The organism is Vibrio neptunius (assembly GCF_000967495.1).
GTDB lineage: Bacteria > Pseudomonadota > Gammaproteobacteria > Enterobacterales > Vibrionaceae > Vibrio > Vibrio neptunius.
In genome coordinates, this window is sequence record NZ_JXXU01000040.1 from 65,839 (window position 1) to 92,713 (window position 26,875).

General features: G+C 45.3%; 20 protein-coding genes. 1 reads left to right on the forward strand and 19 read right to left on the reverse strand.

The window, feature by feature from the left end; genetic code table 11:
* Nucleotides 1-92 precede the first annotated feature (92 nt).
* A complete protein-coding gene (locus tag TW84_RS13425) occupies nt 93-938 on the forward strand; it encodes a LysR family transcriptional regulator (protein WP_045976148.1) in 846 nt (281 codons plus the stop codon).
* On the opposite strand, the gene TW84_RS13430 is transcribed toward TW84_RS13425, so the two are convergent.
* From TW84_RS13430 to ftsL, 19 genes are all read right to left on the reverse strand, one after another.
* Nucleotides 889-1,668, reverse strand: a complete 780-nt coding sequence (locus TW84_RS13430) for a TSUP family transporter (RefSeq protein ID WP_045976149.1) — start codon at nt 1,666-1,668, stop codon at nt 889-891. The two genes, TW84_RS13425 and TW84_RS13430, sit on opposite strands and share 50 nt — an antisense overlap.
* 188 nt (nt 1,669-1,856) lie before the next feature.
* Entirely contained in the window at nt 1,857-5,087 is a 3,231-nt protein-coding gene (gene carB, locus TW84_RS13435) for a carbamoyl-phosphate synthase large subunit (RefSeq protein WP_045976150.1), read from the reverse strand.
* A gap of 16 nt (nt 5,088-5,103) precedes the next feature.
* Nucleotides 5,104-6,243, reverse strand: coding sequence for a glutamine-hydrolyzing carbamoyl-phosphate synthase small subunit (gene carA, locus TW84_RS13440; protein WP_019274504.1), 1,140 nt, complete (start codon nt 6,241-6,243; stop codon nt 5,104-5,106).
* Between the two features lie 535 nt (nt 6,244-6,778).
* Entirely contained in the window at nt 6,779-7,588 is an 810-nt protein-coding gene (dapB, locus tag TW84_RS13445; RefSeq protein ID WP_045976151.1) for a 4-hydroxy-tetrahydrodipicolinate reductase, read from the reverse strand.
* Between the two features lie 123 nt (nt 7,589-7,711).
* Entirely contained in the window at nt 7,712-8,116 is a 405-nt protein-coding gene (gene mutT, locus TW84_RS13450; protein ID WP_045976152.1) for an 8-oxo-dGTP diphosphatase MutT, read from the reverse strand.
* Nucleotides 8,117-8,179: 63 nt separating this feature from the next.
* Nucleotides 8,180-10,909, reverse strand: coding sequence for a preprotein translocase subunit SecA (gene secA, locus TW84_RS13455; protein ID WP_045976153.1), 2,730 nt, complete (start codon nt 10,907-10,909; stop codon nt 8,180-8,182).
* Between the two features lie 407 nt (nt 10,910-11,316).
* Complete coding sequence (gene lpxC / locus TW84_RS13460) at nt 11,317-12,234, reverse strand: UDP-3-O-acyl-N-acetylglucosamine deacetylase (RefSeq protein ID WP_045976154.1); 918 nt, start codon at nt 12,232-12,234, stop codon at nt 11,317-11,319.
* Nucleotides 12,235-12,334: 100 nt separating this feature from the next.
* Nucleotides 12,335-13,570, reverse strand: a complete 1,236-nt coding sequence (gene ftsZ, locus TW84_RS13465; protein WP_045976155.1) for a cell division protein FtsZ — start codon at nt 13,568-13,570, stop codon at nt 12,335-12,337.
* A gap of 30 nt (nt 13,571-13,600) precedes the next feature.
* Entirely contained in the window at nt 13,601-14,863 is a 1,263-nt protein-coding gene (gene ftsA / locus TW84_RS13470; RefSeq protein WP_045976156.1) for a cell division protein FtsA, read from the reverse strand.
* The gene (locus TW84_RS13475; RefSeq protein ID WP_045976157.1) at nt 14,856-15,638 is read right to left on the reverse strand and encodes a cell division protein FtsQ/DivIB; all 783 of its coding nucleotides are present in this window, start codon (nt 15,636-15,638) and stop codon (nt 14,856-14,858) included. Before TW84_RS13475 ends, ftsA begins: the two co-directional genes overlap by 8 nt.
* Before the next feature lie 183 nt (nt 15,639-15,821).
* Nucleotides 15,822-17,282 (reverse strand): UDP-N-acetylmuramate--L-alanine ligase, encoded by a 1,461-nt coding sequence (gene murC / locus TW84_RS13480; RefSeq protein ID WP_045976158.1) that lies wholly within the window; start codon nt 17,280-17,282, stop codon nt 15,822-15,824.
* 12 nt (nt 17,283-17,294) lie between these two features.
* Nucleotides 17,295-18,356 (reverse strand): undecaprenyldiphospho-muramoylpentapeptide beta-N-acetylglucosaminyltransferase, encoded by a 1,062-nt coding sequence (gene murG, locus TW84_RS13485; protein WP_045976159.1) that lies wholly within the window; start codon nt 18,354-18,356, stop codon nt 17,295-17,297.
* Nucleotides 18,343-19,542 carry a cell division protein FtsW gene (gene ftsW, locus TW84_RS13490; protein ID WP_045976160.1) on the reverse strand — a complete coding sequence of 400 codons (1,200 nt, stop codon included), beginning with the start codon at nt 19,540-19,542 and terminating at the stop codon, nt 18,343-18,345. Before ftsW ends, murG begins: the two co-directional genes overlap by 14 nt.
* Nucleotides 19,543-19,556: 14 nt before the next feature.
* On the reverse strand, nt 19,557-20,876 hold the full coding sequence (gene murD / locus TW84_RS13495) for a UDP-N-acetylmuramoyl-L-alanine--D-glutamate ligase (protein ID WP_045976161.1): 1,320 nt from the start codon (nt 20,874-20,876) through the stop codon (nt 19,557-19,559).
* A gap of 18 nt (nt 20,877-20,894) precedes the next feature.
* Nucleotides 20,895-21,977, reverse strand: coding sequence for a phospho-N-acetylmuramoyl-pentapeptide-transferase (gene mraY / locus TW84_RS13500; RefSeq protein ID WP_045976162.1), 1,083 nt, complete (start codon nt 21,975-21,977; stop codon nt 20,895-20,897).
* Nucleotides 21,974-23,332, reverse strand: a complete 1,359-nt coding sequence (locus TW84_RS13505) for a UDP-N-acetylmuramoyl-tripeptide--D-alanyl-D-alanine ligase (RefSeq protein WP_045976163.1) — start codon at nt 23,330-23,332, stop codon at nt 21,974-21,976. Before TW84_RS13505 ends, mraY begins: the two co-directional genes overlap by 4 nt.
* Nucleotides 23,329-24,813 (reverse strand): UDP-N-acetylmuramoyl-L-alanyl-D-glutamate--2,6-diaminopimelate ligase, encoded by a 1,485-nt coding sequence (murE, locus tag TW84_RS13510; RefSeq protein ID WP_045976164.1) that lies wholly within the window; start codon nt 24,811-24,813, stop codon nt 23,329-23,331. Before murE ends, TW84_RS13505 begins: the two co-directional genes overlap by 4 nt.
* Before the next feature lie 12 nt (nt 24,814-24,825).
* Nucleotides 24,826-26,556 (reverse strand): penicillin-binding transpeptidase domain-containing protein, encoded by a 1,731-nt coding sequence (locus TW84_RS13515; RefSeq protein WP_045976165.1) that lies wholly within the window; start codon nt 26,554-26,556, stop codon nt 24,826-24,828.
* Entirely contained in the window at nt 26,553-26,870 is a 318-nt protein-coding gene (gene ftsL / locus TW84_RS13520) for a cell division protein FtsL (RefSeq protein ID WP_045976166.1), read from the reverse strand. Before ftsL ends, TW84_RS13515 begins: the two co-directional genes overlap by 4 nt.
* Nucleotides 26,871-26,875: the final 5 nt, after the last annotated feature.

Genomic DNA, 26,875 nt, shown 5'->3' on the forward strand with positions numbered 1-26,875 from the left:
GCGTCGTTTTTTATGACTTTAGAAAGAAGCAGTGCAAGCGAGCTTTTTTTCCGTTACATTAATTGACCCATTCCTAGTTTTCATCAGTAGCTATGTTACTTGAAGGCATCGAGACTTTATTAGTTCTTAGTAAAGCGAAAACCATGAGCCGAACTGGCAGCTTACTGTATATCAGTCAATCAGCAGTCAGTAAACGAATCGCCAATTTAGAAAAAAAACTCGGTAAAAAATTAATCGAACCTTCTGGCCGTTCAATCAAACTAACACCCGATGGACAGGCTCTGATTGACAACATAGGTCCTTCTTTTAATGAGCTGCGAGGTCTGATCTATGAACAACAAGAGTTGGAAGATACTTCCCTCATCAAACTCGATAGCTCAAAATCTTTGATTGCAGGATATCTAGGCAAGACCATTGGCGACTACATCAAAAGCGATCAGTACATTACAATCACGACCAACCACACACCTCGTATTGTAGAACATGTTCAATCAGGTAAAGCAACGCTCGGCCTCTGTGCGGGTTTACTACCAGCCCACCATGGATTGATGACCTTTCACTTATTTGATGAGCCTTTCGCTGTCGTAAACGATGCCCCTTTAAAGCAATTACCCGACAAGATCATCACAAACGATTTAACCAACCCCGCCAACAGCTATCAACTCATCACGCTAGAAAAGCTCGGTATCAAGCCAATCATGGAAATGGATGCTTACACCGCTGCAGCCCAGCTGGCGTTAGGCGGAACAGCGCCAGCGTTGATCCCTCACTCAATCATTAAAGCGCTCAATATCCCCGACAAACATTGCTTTCATTTCAAACAATTACAACACCTAATTCGACCTATCCATATTTGCGTCAGACAGAGTGTGTATCAATCACCTCGGGTTAAAAAACTGATAGCAACCATTGTTGATGCTGTTCCCAAAGCAGTTTAAATGCCATCGCCATCGACATCACGATCACTAGGGGACGGATCCATTTTTGGCCTTTGGTCACAACCACTTTCGCTCCCATACGAGCCCCAAAGAATCCACCGACCGCCATTACCAATCCTAATTCCCAGATCGGTAATCCTGCCAACACAAAAAACAGTAATGCAGCGATGTTAGAAGTAAAGTTCAGAACCTTGGTGCGAGCGGTCGCATCGACCAACGAAAAATGCCCAATGGCAACAAAACACACAGTAAAAATGGAGCCTGTTCCTGGGCCGAAGAAGCCATCATAAAACCCAACCCCACCGCCTACGGACAAAGCAAACATCGCTTCTGACAGCTTGGCTTGCCCCGAATGTTGTTTCGTTTTTGGCATCAGCAAAAAGTAAAGCGAGATAGCGACAAGAAGAATGGGAATAAGACTGGTCAGGGTACTTGCGTCAATATACTGCACCGCTTCCGCACCAATCGCTGAGCCAATGAAAGTACACAGAATGGCTAAGCGCATCTCTTTTATACTGACAATACCGTTGCGCACGAAATACCAGCTAGCAGAAAAACTCCCAAACGAGCTTTGCAACTTGTTTGTCGCTAAGGCTTGAGTCGGTGGAACCCCCGCCGCCAGTAGCGCAGGTAGCGTTAATAAACCACCGCCACCAGCCATAGCATCGATAAAGCCTGCAGCAGTAGCAACAAAGAAAAGTATGGTCAGTATTTCGAGGGAGATTTCCATAACTTATGTCTAAACGGCGAAACAATGGCCATAACCATAACACTGAGCTTTCCAGTCGGATAAGGAAAGCATCGAAATTGACCTATTCCATTTTTTCATCACTCTAATACACCGCATAAAAAAGCCCGCTCAAAAGAGCGGGCAATGAGGTTGTCATATAGGCTCTGTTGCGAGCCTACTGGTTTTTATTACGCTTCGTTCTGTGCCACTTTAGCGTGCAGCTCTTGAACTGAAGTCACTGATGTTTTAGCGTCAGCCGTGTGTGCCATACACACTGCAAACGCGGCATTCAGTGTCGTTGTGTAGTTCACTTTCTCAGCCAATGCGCCACGACGAAGTACTTTTGAATCCTCAATCGCTTGACGACCTGCCGCGGTGTTGACGATGTAGGTGTACTCGTTGTTCTTGATACGGTCAAGAATGTGTGGACGACCTTCGTGTACCTTGTTCACTAGACGTGGGTTGATACCTGCTTCGCCTAGGATAACTGCTGTACCGTGCGTTGCATCCAGTTGGTAACCAAGTTTAGTTAGCTTAGACGCTAGGTCTACTACACGCTGCTTGTCGCCTTCACGAACAGACAGTAGTGCGCGACCTCCTTCTGGGTACACTGCGCCACAACCGAGTTCTGCTTTCGCGTAAGCTTCTGCGAACGTGGCACCTACACCCATTACCTCACCAGTAGAGCGCATTTCTGGACCTAACAGTGGGTCAACACCAGGGAACTTGTTGAACGGAAGTACTACTTCTTTCACTGAGTAGTAAGGTGGGATAATTTCTTTAGTAAAGCCCTGAGACTCTAGAGATTGACCCGCCATCACACGTGCAGCGATTTTCGCTAGTGGAGCACCTGTTGCTTTAGATACGAATGGTACTGTACGAGCAGCACGAGGGTTTACTTCGATTAGGTAAACTTCGTTTTCTTTAACAGCAAACTGTGTGTTCATCAGACCGCGTACACCAAGTTCGAAAGCTAGCTTCTCTACTTGCTCACGCATCTTATCCTGGATTTCCTGACTTAGCGTATAAGCAGGTAGTGAACATGCCGAGTCACCAGAGTGAACACCCGCTTGCTCGATGTGCTCCATGATACCGCCGATAACTACGCGCTCACCGTCACAGATAGCATCGATATCAACTTCAGTTGCGTCGTCTAGGAAACGGTCCAGAAGCACTGGTGACTCGTTCGATACGCTCACCGCTTCGTTAAAGTAACGGCGTAAGTCTTGCTCGTCGTAGACGATTTCCATTGCGCGACCACCGAGCACGTATGAAGGACGTACAACCAACGGGAAGCCAATTTCTTTCGATTTCTCAACCGCTTGCTCGATTGTCGTTACTGTCGCATTTTCTGGCTGTAGAAGACCTAGGCGGTCAACGGCAGCTTGGAAACGCTCGCGATCTTCAGCGCGGTCGATTGCATCTGGGCTAGTACCTATGATTGGCACACCTGCCGCTTCTAGAGCTCGAGCAAGTTTAAGTGGAGTCTGACCACCGTACTGAACGATAACGCCTTTTGGCTTCTCTACACGTACGATTGAAAGCACGTCTTCAAGTGTGACTGGTTCGAAGTACAGACGATCTGACGTGTCATAGTCAGTAGAAACTGTCTCTGGGTTACAGTTAACCATGATAGTTTCATAACCATCTTCACGTAGAGCTAGTGAAGCGTGTACACAACAGTAGTCAAATTCAATACCTTGGCCGATACGGTTTGGACCACCACCAAGAACCATGATCTTGTCTTTGTCTGTCGGCTGCGCTTCACACTCTTCATCATAAGATGAGTACATGTAAGCCGTATCAGAAGAAAACTCAGCCGCACAAGTATCAACGCGCTTGTACACTGGGTGAATGTCGTACTGGTCACGCAGGCGACGAATTTCGTTCTCAGATACACCAAGAATTGAAGAGAGACGAGCATCAGAGAAACCTTTACGCTTCATCTTACGTAGCACATCTTCAGTCAAGCCAGCAAAACCGCCTGCCTTAACTTGATTTTCCAGGTTAACCAGTTCTTCAATCTGAACTAGGAACCAACGGTCAATTGCCGTTAGATTGAATACGCCATCTACTGACATACCAGCACGGAATGCGTCTGCGATGTACCAGATACGCTCAGCACCAGCTTCTTTTAGTTCATGACGAATGGTTGTTAGTGCATCAGGCGCATCCAGATCAACCATTTCGTCAAAACCGTTGGCACCAACTTCAAGGCCACGAAGCGCTTTTTGTAGAGATTCTTGTTGGTTACGGCCGATAGCCATAACCTCACCCACTGACTTCATCTGAGTTGTCAGACGGTCGTTAGCGCCGGCAAATTTCTCGAAGTTAAAGCGAGGGATCTTAGTTACTACGTAGTCGATTGTTGGTTCGAATGATGCCGGAGTCGCACCACCAGTGATGTCGTTTTGTAGCTCATCAAGAGTGAAGCCAACGGCCAGTTTCGCTGCAATCTTAGCGATTGGGAAACCTGTTGCTTTAGAAGCAAGAGCAGAAGAACGAGATACACGTGGGTTCATCTCGATGATAACCATGCGGCCATCTTTCGGATTAATACCAAACTGTACGTTTGAACCACCTGTCTCAACACCGATTTCGCGCAGTACCGCTAGAGATGCATTACGCATCAACTGGTACTCTTTGTCAGTCAGCGTTTGGGCTGGTGCCACTGTGATTGAGTCACCAGTGTGGATACCCATTGGGTCGAAGTTTTCGATAGAACATACGATGATACAGTTGTCCGCTTTGTCACGAACCACTTCCATCTCATATTCTTTCCAACCGATTAGTGATTCATCGATTAGAAGCTCGTTGGTTGGCGACAGGTCCAAACCACGACGACAGATCTCTTCGAACTCTTCTTTGTTGTAAGCGATACCACCACCAGTACCACCCATAGTGAATGAAGGACGAATGATACATGGGAAGCCGACCATATCGAGAACTTTGTAAGCTTCTTCCATCGTCTTAGCCGTATCCGCACGCGGACACTCTAGGCCGATTGACTTCATCGCTTTATCAAAACGAGAACGATCTTCTGCTTTGTCGATAGCGTCTGCAGTTGCACCGATCATCTCTACGCCGAACTCTTCAAGTACGCCGTGCTTCTCAAGGTCTAGAGCACAGTTAAGTGCAGTCTGGCCACCCATAGTAGGTAGTACTGCATCAGGGCGCTCTTTCTCAATGATCTTGCGAACCACTTCCCACTGGATTGGTTCGATGTAAGTGGCATCCGCCATGTCTGGGTCAGTCATGATGGTTGCAGGGTTAGAGTTTACAAGGATAACTCGATAACCCTCTTCGCGCAGTGCTTTACATGCTTGAGCACCAGAGTAGTCAAACTCACATGCCTGACCGATAACAATCGGGCCTGCACCTAGAATTAGAATACTTTTTAAGTCAGTACGTTTTGGCATTCTCTACTACTCCGAATTAAGCGCTGTGTTGTTTGATTAGTTCGATAAAGTGGTCAAATAATGGTGCTGCGTCGTGTGGACCAGGGCTTGCTTCAGGGTGACCTTGGAAGCTAAATGCTGGCTTATCTGTACGGTGGATACCTTGTAGAGAGCCATCAAATAGTGACACGTGAGTTGCACGTAGGTTCTCAGGCAATGTTGCTTCATCAGCAGCAAAACCGTGGTTCTGAGAAGTAATCATCACAACATTACGATCTAGGTCTTTAACTGGGTGGTTAGCACCGTGGTGACCAAATTTCATCTTAACGGTTTGCGCACCAGACGCTAACGCAAGGATTTGGTGACCTAAACAGATACCAAAGATTGGCAAACCTTTATCCAAGAACACTTTGGTCGCTTCGATAGCGTAAGTACATGGTTCAGGGTCACCAGGGCCGTTTGACAAAAACACGCCGTCAGGGTTGAGCGCCAAAACTTCTTCTGCACTGGTTTCAGCAGGAACTACTGTTAAGCGGCAGCCTCGGTCAACAAGCATACGCAGGATGTTTCGTTTTGCACCGAAGTCATAGGCAACAACGTGATATGGCAATTCGCTGTCGTCTTGCGCCTCAGGAAGTCCACCCTCAAGCGTCCACGAACCTTGTTTCCATTGATACGCTTCTTTTGTTGTAACTTCTTTCGCAAGGTCCATACCTTTTAGGCCAGGGAATTCTTTTGCTTTAGCCAGCGCTAGAGCCTCGTCTAAGTTGTTACCCGCAACGATACAACCGTTTTGTGCACCTTTTTCACGCAGGATGCGAGTCAGCTTACGCGTATCAATATCAGCGATGCCAACGATGTTTTGCGATTTAAGGTAATCAGAAAGGGATTGTTCGTTACGAAAGTTAGAAGCGATGAGAGGGAGATCGCGAATCACAAGGCCTTGTGCATGAATGGAAGAGGATTCTTCATCTTCGGAATTGGTTCCGGTATTGCCTATGTGAGGATAAGTAAGTGTGACGATTTGTTGGGAATAGGAAGGATCAGTGAGGATTTCTTGGTACCCCGTCATCGAGGTATTAAAAACAACTTCACCAACGGACGACCCATCTGCTCCAATGGAAACTCCGCGGAACACTGTCCCATCTTCTAGGACTAACAGTGCTGATTTACTCAAGACAACCTCCAGAATAAAAATGCAAAAATAATAAATTAAACTGCAAATCTGCCTTCCTTCACGCAATAAAAAAGCGTTTTCAGGTTATTTAGACAAATTGGCGGTATTCTAATGAGGCGATAAAGAAGTGTCAACAGAGACACGAAAATAAATTTAATATTTAGAGCAGTTAAAACCAAAAATGTTTTTAGATGGCTAAAATATACAGTTTAGTCCGACTAACAAGGAGATAAGACGAACTATTTATGAAATGGAGTATTTTCAACATATCTGAGATCACAGTTTTTATCATCACCTTAGCGCAAACGTTGAACAACACACAATTACCATAACTTTTAAGCAACTAAGCAAAAATAAACACACAAACAATCAAAAAACACACTAAACTTAGATGCAGATATCATATGTCAACTTGTTTATTGGATTACTAATTTAAGCCAGATACAAAAAGCGCCGGGCAAACCCAGCGCATAATTATTTACTTTCAGTTTCTAGTTTCACTTTAATACTAAGATGCAGGGTAATTCCCTTCAAACTAAAGCTCGTTTAGACCCAATACATCGGTCATAGTGTAAAAACCCGCTGGCTTCTCATTAAGCCAAACCGCTGCCTTAATTGCACCATTAGCGAAAGTCATGCGATCTGTAGCTTTATGGGTCACTTCCACACGTTCGCCAATATCAGCAAACATTGCTGTATGCTCACCAATGATGTCACCAGCGCGGATGGTCGCGAAGCCAATTTCATCTTTAGTACGCTCACCTGTGATACCTTCACGAGCGTAGACCGCCACATCACTTAGCTTATTACCCATTGCATCAGCAATCGCTTCTCCCATACCAATTGCAGTACCTGATGGCGCATCTACTTTATGACGATGGTGTGCTTCTACAATTTCAATATCGCAATAATCGCCCATTACCTTGGCGGCTTTTTCGAGGAGCTTGAAAACCAGGTTTACTCCCACAGAGTAGTTAGGTGCCATGACCACAGGTACATGCTGCGCAAATGCGTCAATTTGTTCACGCTCTTGCTCGGTAAAGCCTGTCGTACCAATAATAATACCCTTTGCGTGTTGCTTACATAACTCAAGGTTAGCAAGGGTGCTTGAAGGGGCAGTAAAGTCGACGATCACATCAAAGTTATTAATATCTTTTGCCAAATTATCAGTCACTACAATGTCAAACTTTCCTTCACCACACAGCTCCCCAATATCTACGCCGACTAAAGATGACTCTGGTCTCTCGGAGCCTGCACCTACTTGAGCCTTTTGGTTCAAATAAGTGGCTTTAACTAAGTTTCGGCCCATACGACCAGCAGCTCCGGCAATTGCAATACGTACCATTGCACCTCTCCATTATTATCATTAAATGTGCTTAGTAGATTAAAACTACCAACATTAACCATTGCTGGCTAGATCCGGATGATCTTTCATCACAAAATTTTTATTAAAACGAACGACACTTACCTACCTCTGTGCAAATTCGTTCATCACTCGATGTAAAATGGGTATGTTAGCTTCCGGGAATGCATAGCGAGTAAGCTCAGTTATTGGTACCCAAACGCCTTGTTGACCTTCTTTACCGTACGGAGCATTCTCGAATCTGGTCACACTAATGAAATCAAACTTGAGCGACTTTTCTGGGTAGTCATATTCAAGGTGTTCGAATAGACTCTGCTCTGTCACCTTAATACCGACTTCTTCTTCGAGTTCTCGAACAATAGCGTCTTCTATGGTTTCACCTAATTCCACTTTACCACCAGGAAACTCCCAGAAGCCCCCCTTATGTTTATCATCTGGCCTCTTGGTAATAAACACTTCCGATTGGTCGGAATTAAAAATGATGGCCGCAACAATATGAATACGTTTCATAGTAATTTTCCTCAAAAAAAGAGCCGCTTAAGCGACTCTTTACTTTTCATGTACGGTTTCAAATTAGCTATTAATTTGACCGTGACATTGCTTGTACTTCTTACCGCTACCACATGGGCATGGCTCATTTCGGCCAACTTTGCGTTCTTCACGAACCGTTGGCTGATGTGCACCATCATGGTTTTCTTCGTCGGAAAGTTGATTTTCAGCTGATGCATGCTGAGCTTGAGCACGGCGAGCCGCTTCTTCTGCTTGGGCACGGCGCTGCGCTTCCATACGCTCAACTTCTTCCTGCTGTTGAACTCGGACTTTAGACAGTATGGTAATGACGTCCGATTTAAGCGCATCTAGAAGACCTTCAAACAACTCAAACGACTCACGTTTGTACTCTTGCTTCGGGTTTTTCTGAGCATAGCCACGTAGGTGGATACCTTGACGCAAATGATCCATTGCCGCCAAATGCTCTTTCCAAAGCGTATCCAGCGTTTGTAGCATAACGGATTTTTCAAAGTTACGTAGAACCTGCTCACCCACCACCGCTTCTTTCTCTTTATAAACGGCAACAGAAGTTTCAAGGATCTTCTCACGTAACGCTTCTTCGTATAACTTATCGTCTTCTTCAAGCCACTGTTTGACCGGCGCATCCAAATCAAAATCGTTCTTCAGACGCTCTTGAAGGCCTTCTACATCCCACATATCTTCCAGAGATTGTGGTGGAATGTATTCGTCGATAATAGCACTGATCACATCAGCTCGATTTTGCTCAATCATTTCACTGATGTCTTCAATACTCATCAGTTCATCACGAAGCTCATAAACCACTTTACGCTGATCGTTCGCCACATCATCGTATTCAAGTAGCTGTTTACGAATGTCGAAGTTACGACCTTCGACTTTACGTTGCGCTTTTTCAATGGAGCGAGATAGCATCTTAGATTCAATCGCTTCCCCTTCTTCCATACCACTTTGGATAAGACTAGCCATGCGATCTGAGGTGAAGATACGTAATAGGGAGTCTTCCATCGATAAATAGAAACGCGAAGAACCTGCATCTCCCTGACGACCCGAACGACCTCGTAGCTGGTTATCAATACGACGAGACTCGTGACGTTCAGTACCAATGATGTGCAGACCGCCAGCTTCAAGAACTTTGTCGTGTACTTCTTTCCACTCTGCTTTAATCGTTTCGATTTGCTCTTGTGTTGGATTCTGCATTGAATCCACTTTCGCCTGCCAGCTTCCGCCTAACACAATATCAGTACCACGACCAGCCATGTTAGTGGCGATTGTCACCGCACCAGGGGTTCCTGCTTCAGCAACAATTTCTGCTTCACGTTCGTGAAATTTTGCATTCAAAACGTTATGTTTGATCTTCGCTTTTTTCAGCGCATTAGACAGCAGTTCAGACTTTTCAATCGAAACTGTACCCACTAGAGAAGGCTGACCTTTAGCAACGCGCTCTTTAATATCTTCAATAATCGCATTGAATTTGTCTGCTTCAGTACGATAAACCACATCCGGCATATCGTTACGAATCATGGGTTTGTTGGTTGGGATCACAACCGTCTCTAGACCATAAATAGATTGAAATTCAAACGCTTCAGTATCCGCAGTACCCGTCATACCTGATAACTTTTCGTATAAACGGAAGAAATTCTGGAATGTAATAGATGCGAGCGTTTGGTTTTCGTTCTGGATCTTCACACCTTCTTTGGCTTCAACAGCTTGGTGAAGACCTTCAGACCAACGACGGCCAGGCATTGTACGGCCAGTATGTTCATCAACGATCACCACCTCGCCATCTTCATTGACAATGTAGTCTACGTTCTTTTCAAACAGAACATGGGCACGCAGGGCCGCATTAACGTGATGCAACAGGCTAATGTTCGCCGGAGAGTAAAGTGTATCTCCTTCTTCCATTAAGCCATTCTTGATCATCAGTTCTTCAACAAACTCCTGACCCGTCTCTGTCAGATGGACCTGCTTCGATTTTTCATCAACGGTGTAATGGCCATCACCACGATACTCTTCTGAATCTTCCTGATCTTGTTTCTGAAGATTTGGAATAAGTGTGTTAATACGCGTGTACAGTTCAGAACTATCTTCTGCAGGACCAGAGATGATCAATGGCGTACGTGCTTCATCAATAAGAATCGAATCTACTTCATCCACTACTGCAAAGAACCGAGCACGTTGAACGCGGTCTTCGGGACGGAAGGCCATGTTGTCACGCAGGTAGTCAAAACCAAACTCATTGTTGGTTCCGTATAGAATATCCGCTAAGTAAGCTTGTTTCTTTTCTTGTGGAGGCATATTTGGCACATTGACGCCAACGGTCATCCCAAGAAATTCGAAGAGAGGACGGTTTGTTTCTGCATCACGCTTTGCTAGGTAGTCGTTGACGGTAACAACGTGCACACCCTTTCCTGCAAGAGCATTAAGATAAGCAGGTAATGTCGCTGTCAGTGTTTTACCTTCACCGGTGCGCATTTCAGCAATCTGACCAGCATTAAGTACCATACCACCAATAAGCTGGACGTCGAAGTGACGCATACCATAAACACGCTTTGATGCTTCACGTACTGTCGCAAACGCTTCTGGCAGAAGTTTATCTAAGGTTTCACCCTGTTCAAGACGCTGGCGGAACTCAACCGTTTTGGCTTTCAATTCTTCATCAGAAAGCGCTTCGAAGGTTGGTTCATAGTTATTAATTTCTTTTACAATTTTTCTAAGGCGACGTAACGTGCGGTCGTTGCGACTGCCAATTACCTTTGTCAGTAGCTTAGTTATCATTTGCTATGCATCTCTCTTTACTTAGATCGGGCCCGATCTACATTCTGTGCCTTCAGTCTCTAACAGTTTTGAACTAAGAATACTGAGATAAATCACTTTACTCAGATATTGTGATGAGAACTATAGATTTCAAGGCTTAAGTGGCGGTTAGTTTAAGGAATTTTGCCTCTAACGACCAATAACAAGGTGATTTGTTTGAAGCATTCTTTATTTTTGTTCGTTATATGATGGATGTTTATCCTCTGAGATTAAAATATGCCCAGTAAACCGAATAAATTTGTTTATTGGACCTATAGATTCAAATTGATCGGCAAGATCTTTTGAACTGTTGGCAGATCTTTGCCATGCGGCAAACGACGAAAACAAAAAAACCAGGCTTTCGCCTGGTTTTTTAAATTTTTTGCTTTTTACGCTACAACCATGCTTGGTTGCGCGAAAGCGACTGGTGAAACTGCTTCTTCTTCAAACGTTACCCACTCCCACGCTTCTTGATCTGCTAGAACAGAACGTAGTAATTGGTTGTTTAAACCGTGGCCAGATTTAAACGCACGGAACTCACCAATGATTGGGTGGCCACACATGTAAAGGTCACCAATAGCATCCAATACTTTATGAGTAACAAATTCGTTTTCGAATCGCAGACCTTCTTCATTAAGAATACGGTATTCGTCTAATACGATGGCACAATCAAAGCTTCCACCTAAACATAGGTTTTGAGATTGTAAATATTCAATATCGCGCATAAAACCGAAGGTGCGTGCACGAGATATATCTTTGACAAAGCCTTGTGATGAAAAATCAAACAATAAATGTTGTTCATCTGATTCAATTGCTGGGTGGTTGAACTCAATCTCGAAATCCATACGGAAACCATTGAAAGGTACAAACTCTGCCCATTTATCGTCATCTTCAAAGCGCACAGGTTTCTTGATACGGATAAAACGCTTAGGTGCGTTCTGTTCTTCAATACCAGCTTGTTGCAGCAAAAACACAAAAGGGCTAGCACTGCCATCCATGATTGGAATCTCTGGCGCATCAACCTCAACAATAATGTTATCGATACCCATACCTGCAAGTGCAGCATTTAAGTGTTCGACTGTTGAAATGCGTACGCCTTCGTCATTAACCAAAGCGGTACAAAGCATGGTATCACGAACTGATTCTGGATCTGCTGGAAAATCGACAGGTGGATTAACATCTGTACGACGGTAAATAATACCTGTGTTTGCAGCCGCTGGGCGAAGAGTAAGTGTCACTTTGCGACCAGAGTGGAGTCCCACACCAGTTGTTTTCACTATTTCTTTCAGAGTACGTTGTCTGATCATCTGCTTGCCTCAGTACTAATTGCTACAAAACGCGGTCAATGAGTAATATTGACCGCGAATCGTACCATAATTTTGAACAGTGTCAAATTATGACTTAATTTTAGTCAGCCTGACGACGTAAGAATGCTGGAATATCAAGATAACCAGTGTCCTTATCAGCTTTAGGGGCGGCACTTTGTTGACCAGCACCTGAGCTCGAAGGAGCAGAACTTGTCGGCTGAGGAGTCACCTGAGGTTTCTCTTGCAAACTTGGTGCCGGTTTTTCTTCCACTTTATTGACAGCTGGCTGCTGAGTAGGTGCAGCTGGCTGTGTTTGTGGTTGTGCAACAGAAGAAACTTTCGTTTTTCCACCAGCCACCAAAGTGATGTCAGGCTTTTTCTCTGTGCCAATACCAGTAGCAACAACGGTTACGCGAATTTCATCAGCCATATCAGGGTCTAACGAAGTACCAATAACAACTGTAGCATTATCTGAAGCAAATGCTTTAACCGTGTTACCCACTGTTTCAAACTCATCCAGACGCATATCAAGACCAGCTGTAATGTTAACAAGAACACCACGAGCACCAGCGAGATCGATATCTTCCAGAAGTGGGCTTGAGATAGCCATCTCAGCCGCTTCTTCAGCACGATCTTCACCTTTGGCAACGCCGCTACCCATCATTGCATGACCCATTTCAGACATCACAGTTCGAACATCTGCAAAGTCGACGTTAATCATGCCCGGACGAGTAATAAGTTCTGCAATACCTTGTACTGCATTCTTAAGTACGTCATTCGCGCTAGCAAAAGCTTCGAGTAGAGTGATGCCACGACCCAATACTTTGAGTAGCTTTTCGTTTGGAATCGTAATTAATGAGTCTACCTGCTTAGACAACTCTTCAATTCCTTGCTCAGCAAAAGCTAAACGCTTCTTGCCTTCAAAGCTAAATGGCTTAGTCACGACGGCAACAGTGAGTATACCCAGCTCTTTTGCGACTTCTGCAATCACTGGAGCAGCACCTGTTCCTGTACCACCGCCCATGCCAGCTGCGATAAATACCATATCGGCACCATCGAGCTCTTCTTTAATTCTATCTCGATCTTCGAGAGCAGCATCACGCCCAACCTGAGGGTTAGCGCCTGCACCCAGACCTTTAGTGATATCACCACCAATCTGGATCACGCTATTCACGCTTGTTTTACGAAGCGCTTGCGCATCAGTGTTGATGCTAATGAACTCCACGCCTTCGATGGATTCACGTACCATGTGTTCAACGGCATTACCACCACCGCCACCAACCCCAACGACTTTAATTACTGCGTCGTCAGACATTTCCATCATCGGTTCAAACATGTGTTATCTCCGTTTATCCTGCTGCTCAGGTTAAAATTCTTTTTGTATCCAGTTACGCAAGCGTCCAAAAAATGACGTTACAGATTGGCGTTTAGGCTCATTGTATTCTGTATCGTCATTGATCTGGCTGTCTCTTGCATAATGAAGTAAACCCACCGCCGTAGAGTGATACGGCTCTTTTACATAGTCTGTAAGTCCGCTCACCTCGAGAGGTTTGCCAACTCGCACTTGATTACGGAATACACGTTCCGCGCACTCTACCAATCCTTCAATCTGCGCAGCACCACCAGTGAGCACCACACCAGCTGCAAGATGATGTTTAATCCCTTCTTCACGCAGCTTCTCCTGAACAGTATCGATAGTTTGATTAACCAGCCCCATCAACTCAGTATAACGAGGTTCAATCACCTCAGACAAAGTTTGTCTTTGCAAACTGCGTGATGGACGCCCTCCTACACTAGGAACGTTAACCGTGTCATCCTTGCTGACCAACTCACTTAGAGCACAGCCATATTTCACTTTTATTTCTTCTGCATCGCTAACAGGAGTACCAAATGCAAAAGCAATGTCACTTGTCACAGCGTTACCCGCGTAAGAAAACACTTCTGTGTGACGCAAAGCACCACCTGTCCAGATTGACACATCCATAGTGCCAGCACCAATATCGACAACACAAACGCCTAGCTCACGTTCGTCTTCAGTGATCACAGCATTACTCGCAGCTAAACCCGAGTAAACTAGGTGCTCCACTTTCAAACCACACCGCTCAACAGCTTTGATAATGTTTCTCGCCATATCATTGTGGCAAGAGATCAAATGCACGCTCACTTCCATCCTTACTCCTGATAAACCTAGCGGATTTTTAATCCCTTCTTGGTAATCGATAGTAAATTCTTGTGGAATTACATGCAGAATGCGCTGTTCGTCACCTATTTTGATAGATTTAGCAGTATGGATTGCACGGTCCATGTCCTCTTGTGAAACCTCTTCATCGGAGATGGTTCCCATGCCTTTCTCTATTCGGCTAGCAATATGTCTACCAGAGATAGAAATAAAGACATGACTGATTTGGCATTCGGCCATCAGTTCAGCTTGATCAACCGCTCTCTGGACAGACTTTACAACGGATTCAAGATCGTTGACGCCACCCTTGTCCATTCCGCGCGATGGACTACTACCTGCACCGATTATGTTTATCTGACCATCAGGCAGTACTTCTCCAACCAGAGCCGATACGGTTGCAGTACCTATATCAAGACCAACAATAATGTTGTCATCAGCGGTCTTAGTCATCTGTGCTCTCTTGTTCTAAATCTTGCTCAGGGAACCACCCAACGGAAGCTCCCGTATCATACCTGAGGTCAATATAACTGACTCTTTGGGAGTCGCTACCTAAGTTTTTGTACAAAGAGAGGAATCTTTCCACCCTCTCTTCTAAAGATTCTTTACCTAGTTCTAGCCTGATACCGTTATCAAGGATAATCTGCCATGCACGGCGTTCATTCAGTAATAACGAAGAAATCTTTAGGTTTAATACTGCAAATTGAGGATTGATTTGTTGCCATATTTCCAAGACTTCTTGGTTCGTGCCTATGGGGCCATAGAGCTTAACTCGCTCTTCCTCTAACTTGCCAATATCTCCATTAAATACCAGTCCCCGACTATTGAGCAGCTCATTACCATTCCAGATAGCGACCGCTTTATACTCGGTCAGAAAAACTTTTACAGTATCAGGCCACTGTTTACGAATCGATGCATGCGAAACCCAAGGAATAGCCTCAACCGTATCCTGAAGTACTTTCACATCTTGTGACATAAAAGTACCAACATGCTGTAACCTAGCGAATGCGCGCTGAACGTCGAGAGGGGAAACGTATTTCAAATCCCCCTCTAAAACGATGTGAGATAAAGGTAGACGCTTATCATCCCACATCCAAGATAAAGTGGCATAAAGGGTAGACCCTATCAACATCAAAACCACCAGCAAAAATGCACCGCCAAAGGTGTGCTTTTTCACTAGTGGTGAGTCAGTAAAACGACGGCCTTCATTCACAGCACTTTCAATCAAGTCCGCTGTCCCTACTATCAGTTCGCAACTCTAAGCCCTATCTCATTTTTCGTAAAAAAGGCAAAAGCAATTACTTTAACCTTCGGATTATACTGGCGTCATTGAAAGTATCAAACACTGAAATTGAGAAATCGCACTTTAATTGCATTAATTAATCGAATTAATCGAAATCTCATATTTAAATCATGCCATTTGCATCTTATCGATACTTAATTCAAAAGCAGCTAGCTGCTTGGCTACTTTGCCAATATCTCCAGCACCTTGCGTTAGTACCAAGTCACCATCTTGCAAAACATTCGCTAAAACAGAGGGTAAAGTGCAACTATCTGAGACAAAAATGGGGTCAATTTTACCTCTACTACGAATAGTGCGGCACAAGTCACGGCTGTCAGCTCCAGCAATTGGTTTCTCACCGGCAGAGTAAACGTCGAGCATCAAAAGAACATCGACTTGCTCTAGCACATTAGCAAAATCATCGTACAAATCCCGCGTTCGACTATAACGATGGGGTTGAAAGATCATCACCAAACGCTTGTCTTGCCAGCCATTGCGAGCAGCATGAATTGTGACATCTACTTCGGTTGGGTGATGACCATAGTCATCCACCAACATAGCGCTGCCATTGCCGGTATCAAACTCGCCAAGGTGTTCAAAGCGGCGTCCTGTCCCTTGCGTTCCTGCCATAGCACGTAAGATAGCTTTATCGTCTATATCATCTTCCGTCGCAACGGCAATCGCTGCAGAAGCATTAAGTGCATTGTGGCGGCCAGGAATATTCAGTGTAATATCCAGATTTACACGCCCTTTACGCACCACGGTAAATTGTCCCTGCTGGCCTTCCTGGCGGTAGTTTTCAATACGAACATCTGCGTCTTCAGAAAAGCCATAAGTGATGACTTGTCGACTCATTTTCGGGATCAAATCTCGAACTACCGGATCATCAATACACACAATCGCTTGCCCATAAAAAGGCAAATTGTGAAGAAAATCGATGAATGTTTGCTTTAGAGTTTCAAAGTCTCCGCCGTAGGTATCCATATGATCGGCTTCGATATTGGTTACGATACTCACCATAGGTTGAAGATGAAGAAAAGACGCATCGCTTTCGTCCGCTTCAGCGATTAGGATACGACTCGAACCAAGACGTGCATTCGTGCCAGCGCTCTTAACTAAGCCACCGTTAACAAAGGTAGGATCGAGGCCTGCTTCAGAATAAATTTGAGTAACCAGTGCAGTCGTCGTGGTTTTACCATGAGTACCAGCCACGGCAATACCGTGACGGAAACGCATAAGTTCTGCCAACATTTCCGCACGGCGCACAACAGGTATCCTCGCCGTTCTTGCTGCTTTAATCTCAGGATTTTCTTCATTGATAGCGGTCGAGACAACGACAACACTTGCTTGCTGAACGTTATCTTCAGTATGACCAATAAAAATCGTCGCACCTTTTTTAGCAAGTCGCTCAGTGACAGGATTTTCAGCTAAGTCAGAACCAGTAATTTGATAACCTTCATTGAGTAGAACCTCAGCGATCCCACTCATTCCTGCGCCACCGATACCGATAAAATGAATACATTTAACACGGCGCATTTCTGGCACCATGGCTCGAATTTGCGCTAAATCTTGGGTATGTTGAATTGTCATGAATATTTCTCTTTAATTCGCGAGCGCAATGATAGCTTCAGCGACTTTGGTATCGGCATCTAACTTGGCAGCAGTTCGGGCACTTTGTGCCATCTCAAGTAGCTTCGTGCGATCCAACTGGTGAATTTGTTCGGTTAATTTTTCGATTGTGAGATCAGGCTGCTCAATCATTTTTGCTGCACCACATTCAACTAAGTGATCGGCGTTCAATGCTTGCTGCCTGTCTTTGTGCATAAATGGAATAAACACAGCGCCAACTCCAGCAGCCGACACTTCGGAAACCGTCAGAGCTCCGGAGCGACAAACTAACAGATCTGCCCATGCATAAGCTTGTGCAACATCATCAATGAATTCTATTGCCTGAGCATTTTCAACACTAAAAGCTTGGTATGCTGCAGACACTTCTAAGTGATTATTTCTACCTGCCTGGTGGCGAATTTCATACTTAGAGCCTAACCTAGACATGACTTCCGGCATTGTAATATTGAGAATTTTCGCGCCTTGGCTCCCCCCCATCACTAGGATACGGATTTTCCCATCGCGCTCCATCATTCTCTGTTGTGGACAGGGTAATGCTACCACATCCTCACGAACAGGATTACCGACTACCTCAGCATCTGGGAAAGCCCCTGGAAATGCTTGAAAAACCTTAGATGCAATGCGCGATAACCACTGGTTAGTTAGTCCTGCCACCGCATTTTGCTCATGCAGAATAACGGGTATTCCCAGTATCTTAGCCGCAATACCGCCTGGACCGCTAACGTATCCGCCCATTCCAAGTACAGCATCAGGTTGCCATCGTTGCATATGTTTCTTTGCTTGCAGTATAGCATTCGCAATTTGAAAAGGCGCTTTGATAAGTCGACTCAGTCCCTGACCACGTAATCCTTTGACTTTAATAAAGTCAATATCGATACCGTGCTTAGGTACCAGTTCCGCTTCCATACGATCGGCCGTTCCAAGCCAACGAATTTCCCATCCTTGCTGCTGAAGCTTCTTCGCGACAGCCAATCCAGGAAAGACGTGACCACCAGTGCCTCCGGCCATCACCATTAATCGTTTATTCTCTTTCATTTTCTTCTTTCTGTTGCTGCTCGCTATGCAATGCGATCAATCGACATTCATGATCTATACGGAGCAATATCGCGACGGCTGTCGACATTATAATCAGACTGGAACCACCGTAACTAATCAAGGGTAACGTCAGGCCTTTCGTTGGTACCATACCAGCCGCAGCACCAACATTAACCAAAGTCTGAAAAGCGAACCAAATTCCGATTCCAAACGCTAAGTAACCTCCAAACAATAAATCGTGTTCAAAGGCTTTACGGCCTATCAGAATCGCTTTAACCACCAGACTAAAAATCAGCATTAAAACCAGTACTACACCAACAAAACCCAATTCTTCAGCTAGTACTGCAAATACAAAATCTGTGTGTGCTTCTGGCAAATACTCTAACTTCTGAATCGAATTACCCAGCCCCTGACCAAACCATTCACCTCGACCAAACGCCATCAGTGACTGAGTTAGCTGGTAACCACTACCAAATGGATCTTCCCAAGGATCAAGAAATGATGTCACACGACGCATTCGATAAGGCTCGACTAAAATAAGTCCAACAACAGAGACAATCCCTACGACCATCAGTGCCAAAAACTGAGTGAGCTTGGCCCCAGCAATAAAAAGCATACCAAACAAGGTGACAAGCATTACAATGACGGTTCCAAGATCCGGCTGAAGCAACAGCAAACTTGCAAGGGTGCCAAACACTATAATGGGTTTGATAAAACCACCAAAAAAGCTTGATCGAACTTCTTCGTGTTTGCGGACTAAGTAATCGGACATATAGATAAACAGAGACAGCTTGGCAATCTCAGCTGGTTGAAGGTTAAACAGCCCCAGGGGTATCCATCGGGAAGCACCATTAACCGATTTACCCGCTACGAGTACAACCACTAAAAGAAAGAAAGATAGCCCGAGCAACACAGTACTGTACTGAGACCATTTTCTCAGCGGCACCTGCAAAATGACGCTAGCTGTAGACAATGCCAGTAGCAAAAAGACAGCATGGCGAAACATAAAATGGAACGGTTGATCTGTTAAACGTGAGCTGATCGGGAATGAGGCTGAAGTCACCATCACTAAACCAGTCAACATCAAACCTAAAGAGATCCACACCAATTGACGGTCAAAAAAGGCCTCTGGAGACGAAGTTGTCATCCACAGTTTGGTAGTCGAAAATAAGTGTCTTATCTGCATTCCAGTCGGTTCAATTAAGCATATTGCTTAGCGAGGGCAGCAAAAGCCTCGCCACGTACCATAAAATTCTTAAACTGATCAAAGCTCGCACATGCTGGAGACAACATAACCATATCTCCTGACTCGACCTGTAAGCTGACCCATTTTACAATCTCTTCAAGAGTCTCAAATCGTTTGGCGTCTGGATGTAACGGCAGAAACTTATCGCCGTCAGCTCCAAAACAACATAGCTGAACGTTCAATGGACTCAATACTGACGCTAATTCAGAAAAATCCGCCCCTTTTCCGTCACCACCGACTAACAAATACAGCCTGCCAGAGAGAGTTAAACCGGAAAGTGCTGCCAATGTACTTGCTACGTTGGTAGCTTTGGAATCGTTGACCCACTTAACACCCTTATTATCCATGACTACCTGACATCGATGTGTCAGGCCGCTGTAAGTCCTAAGTGCATCTATTCCGTGAGAAATAGCAATACCGGCTTGTTCGAGTAAGGCAAAGACAACTAATGCATTAGCTAAATTATGTCTTCCCACTAGGTTAAGCTCATCAGACGCCAATATTTTTACATTTTGGTGACACAAGTACTCTCTTCCATCCACCACTTTGATATGGAACTCGCAATTTTTTTCTAGGCTAAATTCGACGAGAGGGGCATGTTCCTTGTCTGGATAGGTAGCGAGATCATCTGCATTGACAATACATGCCTGAGCATTATCAAAAATGCGAAGTTTAGCCTGACGATAGTCTTCCATACCGTCATAGCGATCCATATGATCCTCAGACAAATTTAAGAATGCCGCCGCTTCAAGACTTAGGCTAGATGTTGTTTCCAACTGAAAACTGGATAACTCAAGTACATACAATTCGGCTTCTTGCTCAAGCAAGTCCAACGCAGGTACACCAATATTACCACCAATGGCAGTTTTTACTCCCGCGGCATTGGCGACCACACCCGTCAAATCGGTCACAGTGCTCTTACCGTTTGAGCCTGTTATTGCCAACACTGGCTTATCTACCTGCCAAGCGAACAGCTCTATATCACCAACTACGCGAATATTAGAGTCTATAGCTTGTTGAATTTCTGGATTGGTCAGCGCAATACCAGGATTGGCGACGATCAAATCGGCTGCCATCAACCAGTCCAAGTTCCAACCACCAGAATGAAGCTCAACTCCCTCAGGTAGCGCTTCACTACCCGGTGGGTTATTGCGTGTATCGATGACGCGAATAGTTAAAGAGTAAGGTAATTTTACCAAGTATTTAACAACCGAGAGCCCGGTAATACCGAGCCCCACAACGACAACACTCTCTATGTTCTGCCAACGATCCATAGTCAAATTCTGATTTCCCTAACGTACTTTGAGTGTAGCTAAACCTACAAGGACCAGAACGATAGAAATGATCCAGAAGCGTACAATAACACGTGGTTCGGGCCAGCCCTTAAGCTCGTAGTGATGATGAATTGGAGCCATACGGAAAATACGCTGACCACGTAACTTGTAGGAACCAACTTGAAGAATCACCGACAGAGTTTCCATGACAAATACCCCTCCCATGATAACTAACACAAACTCTTGGCGAACAAGCACTGCAATTGTGCCCAGTGCACCACCTAGTGCCAGTGAACCAACATCGCCCATAAAGACTTGGGCTGGATACGTGTTAAACCATAAAAAACCTAACCCTGCACCGACTATTGCCGTACAAACGACCACCAGCTCAGAAGCGTGAGGAACGTGAGGAATATGGAGGTAATTTGCGAAGTTAACATTGCCAGTAGCCCAAGCAATCGCGGCAAAGCCTGCTGCGACCAAGACTGTAGGCATAATGGCTAAGCCATCAAGACCGTCGGTCAAGTTAACGGCATTACTAGTGCCAACAATAACGAAGTAAGTCAAAACAATGTACATCAGGCCAAGTTGAGGCATGATGTCTTTGAAGAAAGGCACAACCAGTTGAGTCGCCGAAGTTTCATTTCCATACGCATACAAGCTGAAGGCAACAACCAGTGCAATAGCCGATTGCCAAAAGTATTTCCAGCGCGCAATAAGTCCATCGGTATTTTTACGCACAACTTTTCGGTAATCATCGACAAAACCGATAGCACCATAGCCAATCAGAACAGCCAGCACCGCCCAAACGTATGGATTAGAGAGGTCAGTCCAAAGTAAAACCGTCGTCACTATTGCAGTCAGGATCATGATTCCCCCCATTGTCGGGGTCCCACGTTTACTGAAGTGTGACTCTGGACCTTCGTTGCGCACGACCTGACCAATTTGAAGCATCTGTAAACGGCGAATCATGAGCGGCCCCATCCAAAGTGATATGCCTAACGCAGTCAACACACTTATGATAGCCCGAAACGATAAGTATTCGAACAAACGGAAGAATGAAAAGTATGGCTGTAGGAGCTCTGCAAGCCAAATGATCATGTATACATCTCCTTCAAAGCAGCCGCGATCTTGCTCATACCTGCACTGTTTGCTCCTTTAACCAGTAATGTCTGAGAGCCAGTATTCAGGTTGAGCTGCTGCTCAATAAACTCAATCATGCTGTCATGAGTATCAAAGTGCTTACCCTTGCACACATCGCTGATCGCTTGAGTATCAGCACCGTAAGTAAGCACATATTCAAATTTAAATGGGGCCGCATGTTCACCGACTTGGCGGTGAAGTGCAAGACTTTCATCACCTAACTCCGCCATATTGCCCAAAATCAACCACCGTATGCCATCGAAGCTATTTAATAGATCTGCAGCTGCTTTCATAGCAGGAACGCTGGCGTTGTAACTGTCATCAATCAGCCTTATGCTATCGCTTAGCTCAATCGTTTCAACTCGACCTTTCACTTTTGATAAGTTGGCTAGACCTGATGAGATCATCTCTGATGTTGCCCCCAGCTCTATTGATAAAGCTACTGCTGCGAGTGCATTTGCTACATTGTGCTGACCGATCATCCCCAGCTTGACATCAAATGATGTATCTGGTGCCTCAACGGTAAAGGATGCCTCACCATTCACATTCATTGTTACATTACGCGCTTTATATTCCGCACTGTTATCACACAGTGAAAAAGTCTTCACTGTTTTGTCAGACAGTACTTCTCGCCAGTAATCTCCACCATGGCTATCTAGGTTTACAATAGCGACAGAACCTGGTTTAAGCCCCTGATAAATTTCACCTTTAGCACGTTTAACGCCATCCATTGAGCCGAAACCTTCCAAATGCGCAGCTGCAACGTTATTCACCAATGCGACATCTGGGCTAACCAGTTGTGTCGTGTAAGCAATCTCTCCAATATGGTTGGCACCCAATTCAATGACGGCAAAGTCATCTTCCGGTTGAGAACGCAGCAAAGTTAGTGGAACACCGATATCATTGTTAAAGTTGCCAGCGGTATACAGCACTTGGCCTTGCTGGCTCATAATACTGGCGACCATTTCTTTGACTGTCGTTTTGCCGCAGCTTCCTGTAATCGCTACAGTTGGCGTTTGACACACTTGATGAACAAACTGACCCAGCTTACCCAGTGCAACCTTGGTGTTTTCAACCAACAACTGAGGCACCTGAACGTCGACCGCTTTGCTCACCAACAACGCACTCGCTCCAGACGTGACAGCCTGACCTGCAAAGTCATGGGCATCAAATCGTTCACCCACCAATGCGACAAATAGAGACCCTGACTCAATCGTCCTCGTATCCGTTGAGACAGATTGAATAGCGGTATCGTCACCGATGAGTTGGGCGTCCAGTACATCAACAAGTTGGGACAGCATTAGAGTAATCATAGTGTTAGCTCCAAAAGTCGTTGGGCAGATTCGCGATCAGAGTAATGAATGGTTTCATTAGCCATCACTTGGTAGTCTTCATGGCCTTTACCAGCGAGCAAAATAATATCGTCGCCACTACTGTGCTTTAGTGCCTGAGCTAAAGCGTTATAGCGATCATGTTCAACAATGGCACTTTGAGGTGAAGCCATACCCGCTAGCATATCTTTAACTATCGCTGACGGAGATTCGCTGCGAGGGTTATCATCCGTTAAAATAACCACATCCGCTAAACTTTCGCCAATTGATGCCATCATCGGGCGCTTGCCTGTATCTCTATCTCCACCACAACCAAATATTGCCCACAATCTCCCTTTACAATGGACCCTCAGCGCAGATAGCGCTTTCTCCAATGCGTCAGGAGTATGTGCATAATCAACCACAACTTTGGCTTTGCCCTCTGCCTGAAACAATTCCATACGCCCTAAGACAGGTTTAAGTTGGCTGGCAGTGTCTATCAACGCTTGTTTTTCTATTCCCATAGATAGCAGCGCAGTAAAAGCCACCAGCACATTGCTGGCATTAAATGCTCCAATCAAAGGTATTGTAAAGCAGCCTTCACCATACTGACCGGAAAATTTCAGCGAAATACCCGCTTCAGAATATTCGACATGGCTAGCAAATACGCCATTGCCGTTTTGAATCGGAGATAAAGAGACCGGAATACAATTGCCGAGCTGTTTAACCCAGCTTTCCCCAATGGGGTCATCAAGATTGATCACAGCCTGAGCGCAATCATGTTGAGTAAACAAGGATAGCTTGGCTCGTGCATACTCTTCCATTGTGCCATGGTAATCGAGATGATCACGACTGAGATTAGAGAATACACCAACCGCAAAGCTGAGCGCTTTCACTCTGTCTTGAACCAAACCGTGAGACGAAATCTCCATCGCGGTATATTGTGCACCTTGTTTTTCTAAATCCACCAAAGTTTGCTGAACTTCTAACGCATTGCCCGTTGTATTCAAGGCTGGCTTCAACGAGTCTAAAAAACCGTTGCCTGTCGTCCCCAATACCGCCGCTCTTTTCCCAGTCAGCTCTAACCATTGAGCAATCAGCTGAGTAATGGTCGTTTTACCGTTAGTTCCTGTCACTGCGATAAGTTGATTGCGCTCAAGAGGTTGAAAACGGTTTGCAAGTCCAGACAAATGGCTGGATAGCTGCTTGATGTAAATAACAGGAACATCACCAATCCATGTCACCTTACCGTGGACTGCCTTCTCATCCGCTTCAGCAATAATGGCGTTGGCTCCCTGCTCAACCGCAGAGTGGATAAACTGCCGCCCATCGACAGCATGACCTTTAATGGCAACAAAGGTAGAACCAGGAGCCACTTTACGACTATCGAGAACCAATCTCTCAATAACAATGTCACCTCCGGTCTGGGGTGACAAGTCAGCCAAAGGAGCAAGCAAATTAGCCAGTGTGAGTTCTTTGGTCATCTAACACCTCACTTATTCTTCTTTAAATCTGTTTTCATCAGGAGCAACGTTGAGGATCTGCAGTGTGCCCTTTAATATCTCAGAAAACACGGGGCCAGCAACGGAACCGCCATAGTAGTTGTCTCCTTGAGGTTCATTAACCACTACCACTAGAGCTACGCGTGGATTACTGACAGGCGCCACACCTGCGGTATAGGCAAAATACTCATCACCATATCCCCCAGCAATCGCCTTGCGTGAGGTACCTGTCTTTGCTGCAACACGATAACCAGGCACCGCCGCTTTGGTTGCAGTACCACCAGGCTGAGTTACGGTTTCTAACATATTCAGCACCATATGTGCATTGTTCTCATCAATCACCTGACGGGATAGGTCCTGTTGGTTGTTTTCGATAATATGGATGGGTTGATACTTGCCGAAATTACCCAGCGTGGCATAAGCATGCGCAAGTTGAAGAGGTGTAATAGTCAAACCATAACCAAATGCCAAAGTTGCAATTTCAAATTTGGACCAACGACGTCGATCGGGGAAAATACCTGATGTTTCACCCACTAGGTTCAGCCCTGACATTTCACCAAACCCGATAGAACTGTACATACCAAGCAAGGCTTCTAAAGGCATATCGAGCGCTAGCTTAGCAACACCGATGTTACTCGATTTTTTCAAAATCGTCGTTAGATCCGCTTTTCCTACTTTGGATGTATCACGTACTCTCTGGCCGCCAATTGGCATAATGCCACTGCCAGTATCAATGATCGTATTTTTATCCGCGACCCCGTTTTCCAGCGCGGCTAAAACAACAAAAGGTTTCACCGTTGAACCAGGCTCAAACGCATCAGTGATGGCCCGGTTTCTCATTTTGGCCGATTGAAGGTCAGAACGGTTATTTGGGTTGTATGAAGGAGCATTGACCATCGCCAACACTGCACCGGTTTTTACATCCAATATCACCGCTGTTCCCGAGGTAGCGCGGTAATCAGCTACAGCTTGCTTGATAGAACGATAAGCAATGGCCTGGATACGTTGATCAATTGTCAGCTCGAGCGGTTTACCTTCTTCTCGCTCTTCCAATGAAATGTTTTCAACTACCCGACCATATCGGTCTTTACGAATGATGCGCTTACCCGCTTCCCCCGTCAGCCATTTATCATAGCTACGCTCAACACCTTCCAATCCGTGGCCATCAATACCAGTCACACCGACCAAGTGAGCACTAACTTCACCTGTCGGATAATAACGTCTGGACTCAGCTTTCAGACCAACGCCTGCAAGTTTCAGTTCACGGATATAGTGAGCCATTGCTGGGCTAACTTGACGTTGAAGATAGACAAACCGGCGGGATTTGTTACGACGGATTTTGTTGACCATTTCTTTACGGTCAAGGCCGAGAACATCGGCCAGAGCATACCAACGATCCATGTTAGCAAAGCCGTCACGTTTAAAAATAGTTGCCGGATCAGCCCAGACCGCCTCCACAGGCACACTAACAGCGAGAGGCTCACCATTGCGATCAGAAATGATTCCTCGAGCAGAGTGAATAGTTTTCGCTCGGATAGAACGTAAATCACCCTGCTGAATGAGATTGTCAGGCTCAACGATTTGAATGTAGGCTATGCGGGCTACCAGAGCTGAGAATGCCCCTAAAACAAACAGTAGGACTAAATAAAAACGCCAACGAATCAAGCTAGGCTTCTCTGTATTCGCCGGTTTCTTGGTAGGAGCGGTGACTTTACTTTTACTCATGGGAGGTCAATTACCACTTCTTTATCTGAGTCCGGACGTTTCATTTGCAGTTCATCTTTGGCAATTTCTTGCACTCGACTATGCTCGGCTAGCGCCGTTTCTTCAATCAGCAAGTTGCGCCACTCATTGTCTAGCCTTTCTCGTTCCTGCAAGGCTTGATCTTTTTCGGTAATAGCTTGTCGTGTGTGGTGTGTCGTGAAAACAACGCCCATGGCGGATGCAAAGATCAAAATCAATACCAGCAAAGGCATTCGCCCCACTGTCAGAAGGTCGACAACAATCAGTTTAGCTAGATTTGACTTGGCTTTACTCATTGCTA

Coding starts and splice junctions, on each gene's coding strand:
- TW84_RS13515 (WP_045976165.1), bottom strand. CDS start 26,556: ATGAGTAAAAGTAAAGTCACCGCTCCTACCAAGAAACCGGCGAATACA.
- murC (WP_045976158.1), bottom strand. CDS start 17,282: ATGACAATTCAACATACCCAAGATTTAGCGCAAATTCGAGCCATGGTG.
- carB (WP_045976150.1), bottom strand. CDS start 5,087: ATGCCAAAACGTACTGACTTAAAAAGTATTCTAATTCTAGGTGCAGGC.
- mraY (WP_045976162.1), bottom strand. CDS start 21,977: ATGATCATTTGGCTTGCAGAGCTCCTACAGCCATACTTTTCATTCTTC.
- murE (WP_045976164.1), bottom strand. CDS start 24,813: ATGACCAAAGAACTCACACTGGCTAATTTGCTTGCTCCTTTGGCTGAC.
- murD (WP_045976161.1), bottom strand. CDS start 20,876: ATGGATCGTTGGCAGAACATAGAGAGTGTTGTCGTTGTGGGGCTCGGT.
- dapB (WP_045976151.1), bottom strand. CDS start 7,588: ATGGTACGTATTGCAATTGCCGGAGCTGCTGGTCGTATGGGCCGAAAC.
- mutT (WP_045976152.1), bottom strand. CDS start 8,116: ATGAAACGTATTCATATTGTTGCGGCCATCATTTTTAATTCCGACCAA.
- secA (WP_045976153.1), bottom strand. CDS start 10,909: ATGATAACTAAGCTACTGACAAAGGTAATTGGCAGTCGCAACGACCGC.
- murG (WP_045976159.1), bottom strand. CDS start 18,356: ATGAAAGAGAATAAACGATTAATGGTGATGGCCGGAGGCACTGGTGGT.
- TW84_RS13425 (WP_045976148.1), top strand. CDS start 93: ATGTTACTTGAAGGCATCGAGACTTTATTAGTTCTTAGTAAAGCGAAA.
- ftsL (WP_045976166.1), bottom strand. CDS start 26,870: ATGAGTAAAGCCAAGTCAAATCTAGCTAAACTGATTGTTGTCGACCTT.
- ftsZ (WP_045976155.1), bottom strand. CDS start 13,570: ATGTTTGAACCGATGATGGAAATGTCTGACGACGCAGTAATTAAAGTC.
- TW84_RS13430 (WP_045976149.1), bottom strand. CDS start 1,668: ATGGAAATCTCCCTCGAAATACTGACCATACTTTTCTTTGTTGCTACT.
- ftsW (WP_045976160.1), bottom strand. CDS start 19,542: ATGCAGATAAGACACTTATTTTCGACTACCAAACTGTGGATGACAACT.
- ftsA (WP_045976156.1), bottom strand. CDS start 14,863: ATGACTAAGACCGCTGATGACAACATTATTGTTGGTCTTGATATAGGT.
- lpxC (WP_045976154.1), bottom strand. CDS start 12,234: ATGATCAGACAACGTACTCTGAAAGAAATAGTGAAAACAACTGGTGTG.
- TW84_RS13505 (WP_045976163.1), bottom strand. CDS start 23,332: ATGATTACTCTAATGCTGTCCCAACTTGTTGATGTACTGGACGCCCAA.